Annotated in this window: 6 protein-coding genes and 2 tRNA genes; 5 read left to right on the forward strand and 3 right to left on the reverse strand. The window is 63.3% G+C overall.

The genetic code is table 11. The features are described 5' to 3' along the window. Positions 1 to 3: 3 nt before the first annotated feature. From AC0L2D_RS00905 to AC0L2D_RS00915, 3 genes are all read right to left on the reverse strand, one after another. Positions 4 to 1026, reverse strand: a complete 1023-nt coding sequence (locus AC0L2D_RS00905; protein ID WP_024501271.1) for an aldose epimerase family protein — start codon at positions 1024 to 1026, stop codon at positions 4 to 6. Between the two features lie 92 nt (positions 1027 to 1118). After that, positions 1119 to 2576 (reverse strand): NAD-dependent succinate-semialdehyde dehydrogenase, encoded by a 1458-nt coding sequence (locus AC0L2D_RS00910; protein WP_013531228.1) that lies wholly within the window; start codon positions 2574 to 2576, stop codon positions 1119 to 1121. Between the two features lie 190 nt (positions 2577 to 2766). Beyond that, positions 2767 to 3717: an AEC family transporter gene (locus AC0L2D_RS00915; protein ID WP_473540132.1), complete on the reverse strand. Its 951-nt coding sequence runs from the start codon at positions 3715 to 3717 to the stop codon at positions 2767 to 2769. A 66-nt stretch (positions 3718 to 3783) separates the two neighbouring features. Here AC0L2D_RS00915 and AC0L2D_RS00920 point away from each other — a divergent pair, with 66 nt between their 5' ends. From AC0L2D_RS00920 to AC0L2D_RS00940, 5 genes are all read left to right on the forward strand, one after another. Continuing rightward, positions 3784 to 4215 carry a hypothetical protein gene (locus tag AC0L2D_RS00920; RefSeq protein ID WP_473540133.1) on the forward strand — a complete coding sequence of 144 codons (432 nt, stop codon included), beginning with the start codon at positions 3784 to 3786 and terminating at the stop codon, positions 4213 to 4215. A gap of 126 nt (positions 4216 to 4341) precedes the next feature. Then, positions 4342 to 4890, forward strand: coding sequence for a histidine phosphatase family protein (locus tag AC0L2D_RS00925; protein ID WP_473540135.1), 549 nt, complete (start codon positions 4342 to 4344; stop codon positions 4888 to 4890). 229 nt (positions 4891 to 5119) lie between these two features. After that, positions 5120 to 5193, forward strand: a tRNA-Tyr gene (locus tag AC0L2D_RS00930). Positions 5194 to 5195: 2 nt separating this feature from the next. Beyond that, a tRNA-Asn gene (locus AC0L2D_RS00935) sits at positions 5196 to 5265 on the forward strand. Between the two features lie 352 nt (positions 5266 to 5617). Beyond that, on the forward strand, positions 5618 to 6760 hold the full coding sequence (locus tag AC0L2D_RS00940; RefSeq protein ID WP_224675399.1) for a slipin family protein: 1143 nt from the start codon (positions 5618 to 5620) through the stop codon (positions 6758 to 6760). Positions 6761 to 6920: the final 160 nt, after the last annotated feature.

Raw genomic sequence — 6920 nt, forward strand, 5'->3', positions numbered from 1 at the left:
AAACTAGGGCAGGCGGAACCTGTATTCCGTGACGTGGTGGTAGATCGCGCCCGGCCACAGCGTTGCTTGCGGGAAATAAGGCCGGTTCGGCGCGTCCGGCCAAATCTGCGGCTCCAGGCAGAAGCCGCAAAAGGCCTTGTAGTTCCGCGCTTCCAGCCCGGTGCGCGGCGTCACATACTGGCCGGTATAGAGCTGGACGCCGGGCTCGGTGGTCCAGACCTCCATCTCGACACCGGAACTGGCGCCTTGCGTCCATGCCGCCTGCTTGAGCGGCCCGCGTGCCGAAGCAAGGCAGAAATTCTGGTCGTAGGGCAGTTGATCACCCTCGGTTTCCATGCGCAGCGGCCGCGCCTGGCGGAAATCGAATGGCGTGCCGTCAACCGGCTTGACCACGCCTGTGGGGATCATGTCGCCATCGACCGGCAGGTAGGCGCCGGCATTCAGCATCATCCTGTGGTCGAGAATGTCGCCTGCGCCGCCATCATCCAGGTTGAAATAGGAATGCTGGGTGAGATTGCACAGCGTCGGCTCCTCGCAGGTGGCGGTCAGCTCGACGCTGAGCGTGCCGGGGATCTTCAGCCGGTAGGTGCAGGTGACGTCGAGCGCGCCGGGAAAACCCATCGTGCCGTCGGGATCGTGCAGCGTCAGCGTGACGAAATCCCTGCCATGCAAGGAAACCGTCCACGCCCGGTGGGAGTAACCTTGCGAGCCGCCATGCAGCGTATGCTTGTCGAGGAAGTTTTGCTCGGTCTGGTAGCGGCTGCCGCCAATGGTGAAGCGGCCGTCGCGGATGCGGTTGGCATAGCGGCCGACGACCGCACCGAAGAAGGCCGTATCCGTCTCGTAGCCTTCCAGACTGTCGTAGCCGAGCACCAGCGGAGCATCGTGCCCGGTCAGGCGCAAATCCTGGATGATCGCGCCCAGACCGATGATGTTGGCTGTGATGCCGCCGCCCCTGATCGTGAAGCGACGCACCTGCTCGCCAGCCTGCGTCGTGCCGAAAACCTCGCCGTCCTTCATCGCCATGCCCGTAAATGCCAGTTGATCCAGAAGACTTCGGCTGGTTTTTCCATGAGAGATGGGCAGGCCATCGGCCTCCCCATCTCAGGGATAGCCTATCAGAGGCCGAGGCCGCCGATGCAGACATATTTGGTGTCGAGATAATCCTCGATGCCCTGATGCCCGCCTTCTTTGCCGAGGCCGGATTCCTTGACGCCGCCGAACGGCGCTTCCGGCGTGGTGATGAGGCCTTCATTGACCCCGACCATACCGTATTTCAGCCCTTCCATCACTCGGAAGGCGCGGCCGAGGTCACCGGTGTAGAAGTAGCAGGCAAGGCCGAATTCGGTGTCGTTGGCGAGGGCGACGGCTTCCTCTTCGGTCTCGAACTTGAACACCGGTGCGACCGGGCCAAAGATCTCTTCCTTCATGAAGCGCATCTTGGGTGTCGCGTTGGCGATGACCGTCGGCTGGAAGAACGAACCGCCGAGCGCATGGCGCTTGCCGCCGGCAACGATCTTGCCGCCCTTTGATGTGGCGTCGGCGATCAGTTCCTCGACCTTCTCGACCGCCTTCTCGTCGATCAGCGGCCCCTGCTGCACACCGTCCTCGAGGCCGGAGCCGACCTTCAGCGCGTTGCTGGCGGCAGCGAGCTTCTCGACGAACTTGTCATAGACACCTGCCTGGACAAGGAAGCGGTTGGTGCAAACGCAGGTCTGGCCGGAATTGCGGTACTTGGCGGTGATGGCGCCGGCGACGGCACGCTCGAGGTCGGCGTCGTCGAAAACGATGAACGGCGCGTTGCCGCCGAGTTCCATCGACACCTTCTTGACGGTGACCGACGACTTCTGGATGAGAAGCTTGCCGACCTCGGTCGAGCCGGTGAAAGTGATCTTCGACACCAGCGGATTGGCGCAGATCTCGTCGCCGATCTCGCTGGCCGAACCGGTCAGGATGTTGACGACGCCCTTGGGGAAACCGACTTCCTCTGCGAGCGCGCCCCAGGCGAGACCCGAATACGGCGTCTGCGACGCAGGCTTGACCACGGCGGTGCAGCCGGCGGCGAGCGCCGGGCCGAGCTTGCGGGCCAGCATCGAGGACGGAAAATTCCACGGCGTGATGGCGGCGATGACGCCAACCGGCTCCTTGGTCACCAGGATGCGGCGGTCCGCCCATGGCGACGGCACGACGTCGCCATAGGTGCGGCGACCTTCCTCGGCGAACCACAATATGTAGGACGCGGCCGAGCCGATCTCCCCTTTCGATTCGAACAGCGACTTGCCCTGCTCGATGGTCAGCAGTTCGGCCAGTACGTCCTGATTGTCCATCATCGCGTCGTGCAGCTTGCGCAGCAGCTTCGAGCGCTCGAGCGCGGTCGTCTTGCGCCAGGTCTTGAAAGCTTCCGCGGCGGCTTCGATGGCGCGGCGGGTCTCGGCCTTGCCCGACTTCGGCACGGTGCCGATCTTGAGACCGGTGGCAGGGTTGTTGACGTCGACCGTCTGGCCGCTGTCGGCCTGCACCCATTCGCCATTGATGAGATTGGCCTGCCGCATGAAATGGCTGGTTTTCTGAAGCATGCTATCCTCCGTTCGGCGCCCTGACGGGCGGGTCTGTGAAATCTTCGGTGCGCGTGCGCCATGGACTGAGGCCGGCACGCCGGAGCCACTGCTCTTTACCGAGGGCAAGGCACGCAAGCAATCGCAAGATGGCATATAGGGCTTGGGCCAGAGCGAGACGAGAGCAGGCTGACGTGCTTACACCGATGCCTTACCCGAAAACGTGCAAGACAACAGTCAGCCAGAACGCGGTGGTGACGGCGGCGCAGGCCGTGGCGAGGGTCATCTGGTTCGACGCCAGCGCCTGGCCGGTGTTGAACTGCACCGCGATCAGATAGGAATTGACGCCGGATGGCATCGCGGCCACCATCACCGCCACCTTGGCCGTCAAGGGCGGCATGCCGAGCAACCAGACGAAGACCAGCACCAGCGCCGGCATCAGGAACAGCTTCAGCACCGAAAGCGCCAACGCCGGCCGGACATTGCCCGATATGCCGAAACGGCGCAGGCTGAGCCCCATGGCGAACAGCGCCACTGGCCCGGCAGTGTCAGCCAGCGTATCGACCAGCCGCGTGGCAAGGTTCGGCAGCGGCGCGCCGGTTAGGCGCCAAGCCAGCCCGGCCAGGATACCGATGATCAGGGGATTGGTGAACAGTCTTCTCAGAAAGCTCTGGACGATGCGCAGCGGGTGTACGGGCTCACTGCCACCGCGGCCAAATATCTCGAACATGATGATCGAAGCCATCATCATGGTCGGCAGATGCACGGAAACGAGCAGCGACAGCACTTCGAATCCCCTGGACCCGAATACGCCGAGAACGAAGGGAATGCCCAGCAGCACCACATTCGAGAAGGACGACGACACTCCACCGACGATGCCTGCGCGTGCGTCCCGCCCGAAGATCCGCGTCGTCACCAGATGGCCGGCAGCCCATGTCATTGCAACCGCCGTGAAGTAAGCGCCCCACAGCGGCCAAGGCGCCACGCCATGGAAGTCGGACTTCACCATCGTCTGGAACAGCAGCAGCGGCATCGCCACGTTGATGGCAAATTCCGAAATCCCCTCGCCGCTCGCCGGCTTCAGATAGCCGGTGAGCCCGGCGAGGTAGCCGAGCGCGACAAGGCTGAAGACGAAAAGAACGGTTTCGGTGAGCGGAGACATTTTTACCGTGAGGGGCGGGTTCCCCGTGATAGGCGAGCCAGGACCGCGACGCAATCGCGCCTGAATTTGATCATCGTCGGCTGGCAGCGTTATAGAGGGCTTGGATCATCAGGGCGGACACGAACGACAAGTAGCCTTTGTCCGACTCTCGAACCTCAGCTTTTGCAGCGGGCATGGCTGACGGCTTTCGTCGCCGCACTGCTTTGTCTTGCCGCGATCGCGCTTGCAGTTGCCGAGACGAAAAGCGACGCGCGCAGCGTCACCGATCGAGGCCGCATTCACGGCGACGCTGAAGCGTATTCACCAGGGAAGTCTTCCGATGCAATGGCCTTCGCGCAGAACAATCTCGGGGATGTCAGCTGGAATCGGGCCAGCTATGGCGGCGGCAAGGCCGAATATCAAAAGGCGATCGGATTCTTCGAGAACGCCAAGCAGGGTTTTACCGAAGCCGGCTACACCATGCCATCCCTCTCACCGACCAGAAGGTCGATCTGGTGAAGAAGCAGATGGCGAAGAAGTAGGTCTACGCTTCCCGCCGACCGCGCCTTGTCTTTCGGCCGGCTTTACCGTCCCTATATGTCCTGCCACCGGAACCCCTTGCCGGGAACCGCAGAAGGATAGCGGATGATTCGATTTGCCTTGGCGTTGTTCCTGCTTGTTGTTCCCGGCGTGGCGCACGCCACGGACGCAGGCTGGGCGCTGCTGCGCGATGGCGGACACGTCGTGCTGCTGCGCCACGCCATGGTCACCGGCACCACCGATCCGGCCAACTTCGACATCGACAGCTGCGCCACCCAGATGAACCTGTCGGCGCGCGGCAAGCAGCAGGCGAGCAAGATCGGCGCTCTGTTTGCCGCTCGGGCGGCACCGATCGAGCGCGTGCTGTCCAGCCGCTATTGCCGCTGCCTCGACACCGCCCGCATCGCCTTCGAGGCCGACCCGGAACTCTTTGCACCGCTCGATCTCCTGAAAGGCGACGAGACGCGGAAGGCCGCGCAGATCGCTGCGATCCTGAAGGAAATCCGCACCTATTCCGGCTCCGACAATCTGGTCATGGTCACCCATCTGGAAGACATCGTGGCACTGACCGGCATCTCACCGCGCGAAGGTGAGGCCGTCGTCGTCGAGCCGCAAGGCGATGGCCTGCGCGTGCTCGGCCGCGTCACCTTCTGAGCGTGCTGCGCGCGATCGCTGACGCCGAAAGCGGTGTTGCTGAAATGCCACCGTTGAAAGAAGCCGCAAATTCGCCGTGACAATGCCGCTTGCGACAACCCGTCGCAGGGGCTATAGGCGCGCTCCCGGTCACGAGAACCGAAGCGAGCACAACGGTTGGAGCTTTCGTCTCCGCCCGTGCAGGCGGCATTGCCGCCCTGCATACGGCGCCGCTTTGGGGATTGGGATCGCGGATGTAGCTCAACTGGGAGAGCGCCGGACATAATCCGGAGGTTGTGGGTTCGAGTCCCTTCATCTGCACCACGGATAGCTCAGTTTGGTTAGAGCATCAGATTGTTAATCTGACTGTCGAAGGTTCGATTCCTTCTCCATTGGCCTTGAAAAGCCATCCGAAAAACGGTCCGGGGACTGGAATGCGAAAGACTGGACGGGTGACCCAAGCCTTCGGGCGCGGATCATCCCAAGCGTCTTTCGCCATCGGCTCGCGGCCAGGCCCGCGGTGACGATCAAGGCGCGGTGTCGCCGGCAAGGGAGGCTAAGGCCTCCTGCGCCCGCTTCGCTGCCCCGCGATCCGCTCCCGAAGGCCCGCCACGGCTCGATGCCACCAGTCCCCGGATCATTCGTGCCCGGGCTACGACGCAAGAGACGACGTGAAACGAGAAACGAAGGGAAGATCGACGCATGACGTGACGCCTCGCATGGGGCCATGCCCGACAGGAGTAAGACAATGACCATTCTCGACAAGGTTCTTGGGCGCGAGCGCGTCCTCGTAAGGGAAAACGAACGTGCCCTCGCCCTCCACAAGGGGGAGATCAAGGCTGTCCTGCTGCCGGGCGAGCACTGGCTCGCCAACCGGCGCGGCAGCCTCGAAGTGTCTCGGCACGATCTGAAGAACCCGGAATTCGTTTCGGCATACGAGAAGGCGTTGTTCGACAAGCTTCCGGATGTGGCCGCGCGTCATTTCACCGTCGTTCGCACCGGGCGCACGGATGTCGCCGTCATCGAGCGTGACGGCAATCTGCACGCCGTGCTGGCACCGGACCGCAAGCTCGTGCTGTGGACGGATGCCGGCCCGTGGAAGGTGACGCTGATCGACACGTCAGTCGATCTCGCCATCGATGCGGCGATCATGCGCCGGCTCGGCCAGGCCCGGAAGGCGGAATTGATGTCCGTCCATCCGGTCGTCGATGGTCAGGCCGGACTGCTGTTCATCGACGGTGTCCTGGTCAGGACGCTGACGGCGGGCGTGCATGGCTTCTGGAACGTCGGACGCATGGTGCAGATCAAGGTCGTCGACCTCAAGCGCCAGTCGCTCGACGTTGCCGGGCAGGAAGTGCTGACCAAGGATCGCGTGACGATCCGCGTCAACATCGCAGCCGAATACCGGGTCGTCGATCCGGTCAAGGCGGTCAGCATGGTGAAGGACTTCTCCGAAGCCCTCTACCGCGCCCTGCAATATGCCTTCCGCAAGACGCTTGGCGCGCTGACACTCGATCAGATCCTCGAAAAGAAGGTGACGGTCGATGAGGAAGCGGCAGCCAAGGTCCGCGCCGACATGGCCGAGATCGGCGTGGAGGTCAGCGATATCGCGCTCAAGGATGTCATCCTGCCGGGCGAGATGCGCGAGATCCTCAACCAGGTGGTGTCGGCCGAAAAACAGGCCGAGGCCAACATCATCCGTCGCCGCGAGGAGACGAACGCGACCCGTTCCCTCCTCAACACGGCCAGGGTGATGGCGGAAAACCCGGTGATGCTGCGGCTGAAGGAGCTCGAGGCGCTGGAAACCATCGCCGGCAAGGTCGAGCGGCTGACCGTCCACAACGGAACGGGCGGGCTGCTGAACGATCTGGTCAAGCTTCGCGACAGCTGATGCATGTCGCCAAAAGTGTTCCGCTTTTGGAAAAACGACACGCATCGAAATAAGGCTGACGTTGCGTCAACAGAAGGGGGGGGCGGGGGGGGCGCCCCCCCCCCGGGCGGGGGGGGGGGGGCCCCCCCCGCGCCCCCCGCGCCGCCGCCGCCCGGCGCGG

This window comes from Mesorhizobium sp. WSM4833, assembly GCF_055811095.1.

What these genes read in the sequence shown, in the direction of transcription:
- AC0L2D_RS00925 (WP_473540135.1), top strand. Translation starts at nt 4,342, where the DNA reads ATGATTCGATTTGCCTTGGCGTTGTTCCTGCTTGTTGTTCCCGGCGTG.
- AC0L2D_RS00905 (WP_024501271.1), bottom strand. Translation starts at nt 1,026, where the DNA reads ATGGCGATGAAGGACGGCGAGGTTTTCGGCACGACGCAGGCTGGCGAG.
- AC0L2D_RS00910 (WP_013531228.1), bottom strand. Translation starts at nt 2,576, where the DNA reads ATGCTTCAGAAAACCAGCCATTTCATGCGGCAGGCCAATCTCATCAAT.
- AC0L2D_RS00940 (WP_224675399.1), top strand. Translation starts at nt 5,618, where the DNA reads ATGACCATTCTCGACAAGGTTCTTGGGCGCGAGCGCGTCCTCGTAAGG.
- AC0L2D_RS00915 (WP_473540132.1), bottom strand. Translation starts at nt 3,717, where the DNA reads ATGTCTCCGCTCACCGAAACCGTTCTTTTCGTCTTCAGCCTTGTCGCG.